Source organism: Acrocarpospora macrocephala (assembly GCF_009687865.1).
Classification (GTDB): Bacteria; Actinomycetota; Actinomycetes; order Streptosporangiales; family Streptosporangiaceae; genus Acrocarpospora; species Acrocarpospora macrocephala.
Genome location: NZ_BLAE01000156.1, coordinates 1 through 1,567, shown reverse-complemented (window position 1 = coordinate 1,567; position 1,567 = coordinate 1). Strand labels below are relative to the sequence as shown.

2 protein-coding genes are annotated in these 1,567 nt (G+C 70.2%); both read right to left on the bottom strand.

Annotation, left to right across the window (positions count from 1 at the left end; translation table 11 throughout):
• Positions 1-200 precede the first annotated feature (200 nt).
• Complete coding sequence (locus Amac_RS53400; protein ID WP_155362081.1) at positions 201-413, bottom strand: hypothetical protein; 213 nt, start codon at positions 411-413, stop codon at positions 201-203.
• A 94-nt stretch (positions 414-507) separates the two neighbouring features.
• Positions 508-1,542, bottom strand: a complete 1,035-nt coding sequence (locus tag Amac_RS53395) for a glycosyltransferase family 9 protein (protein ID WP_155362080.1) — start codon at positions 1,540-1,542, stop codon at positions 508-510.
• Between the last annotated feature and the right edge of the window lie 25 nt (positions 1,543-1,567).

The following is a 1,567-nucleotide window of genomic DNA, read 5'->3' as shown; positions in this document are numbered from 1 at the left end:
GAGGCTGTCAGGTCGCCCGGCAACCACGGCGATGACGGGGGCGGGCGGAGCCCGAGGTTAAACAAAGGGCTGGGTGGGTGGGAGAACCACGTTTGAGACTCGTCGTGGGGAAAGAAGCAGTGGGCCCCGATCTCTCGGCCTCGGCCATTGATGCCGGGAGATCGGGGCGTGGACGGAAGATCGAGGGTGCGAGCCGCTCGTCAACCTTCCGATTGGGGGCCGCCGCCGAGGGAACTCTGGCGCCGGCTCGCGCGGATGATGTCAATGACCACGAACACCCCGAGGAACGCAGCGATGGCGGTCAGCCACCACAGCCTGGTCATGATCGACAGGACCAGCACCGCAAGACAGAACACCAGCGCATACGACCCCAGGCGGATGTGAATGACATCCAACGGGGTCGTGGGCACCATCGGCTTCCCGGTAGGCGACCGTTGTTCCTGTGTCATACCGAGCCCCCTACCCTTTCATCCTCGTTGATACCGCCGGGGGCGAACGGCTTCCGAGTTATTCCATGACCTTTACTTCTGGGCGTTTCAGGACGCGGTCGATGGCGGCGAGCACGTCGGCGGTGCTGACGCCCGCGGGGTCCGGACCGCGATGCAGGGCCTGGTGCCGGGGCTGATCCTCGGGGGGTCCCCACCGCGAGGGCGGCTCAGGCCCGAACACGGTCACCGACGCGATGCCGTACGCGGTGGCCAGATGCGCCACCCCCGTGTCCGCGCTGATCACCAGCCGCGCCCCCGCCACCAGCGCGCAGAGCTCCCGCAGGGTGGTCCGGCCCGCCAGCACGACCTGCGGCGGCAACACGGCCCGCGTCCCCACCAGCAGCGCCAGCGGCCGCTCCCGGCGGGTCCCGGTGATCACCACCGGGAGGCCGAGCCCGGCCATCGCCTTGGCCACGTCGGCGAAACGCTCCGCGGGCCACCGCCGGGAGGTCGATCCCGCGCCCGGATGGATGATCACCGCACCGGGGAAGCCACTGGGCACCAGCGGGGTGGGCAGAGACAGGTCACGCGGGTCGCTGCGCAAGCCGTACCAGTCGACCAGGCGGCACCAGCGGTGCACCTCGTGCTCGGCGGGATCCCAGCCCGGGCCGTTGCGGAAGTCCTCCGTCTGGTACGCCCACATGCGCCGCGGCCGCAGGTCGCGCAGGATCTGGTGACTGCGCGGGCCAGGCCCGTGCAGGTTGACGGCGAGCTCGGGCATGAACGGCAGGTCGGAGTCGCGTTCGGACATGCCGGGCCAGGCGATCGGCTCCTGGTCGTACGTCGGGATGATGCGGTCCACCGCGCCGGTGAGCGCGGCGGCCTCGCTGAGTTCGGGCGGGCAGGCGAGCGCGACCCGCAGGCCGCTGCGGCGTAACGCGCGCAGCGCGGGGACGGCCGTCAGCAGATCGCCGAGCCCGAGCGCGCGCAACACCAGGGCGGTCGTCAACAGGCCCAGCCGTTGATCGTTGTTCTCAAGACGCGTTCCTTTCCGGCCGAGCGCGCGCTCGCATAGGCGGATAACAGCGGGCACGTGCTGCCAAACCGGCAGCATGCATCAGCGATGGAGGTGCCTGCGT

Bases quoted from the DNA above. Each gene is read 5' to 3' on its own strand.
- Amac_RS53400 (WP_155362081.1), bottom strand. From the start codon at position 413: ATGGTGCCCACGACCCCGTTGGATGTCATTCACATCCGCCTGGGGTCG.
- Amac_RS53395 (WP_155362080.1), bottom strand. From the start codon at position 1,542: ATGCTGCCGGTTTGGCAGCACGTGCCCGCTGTTATCCGCCTATGCGAG.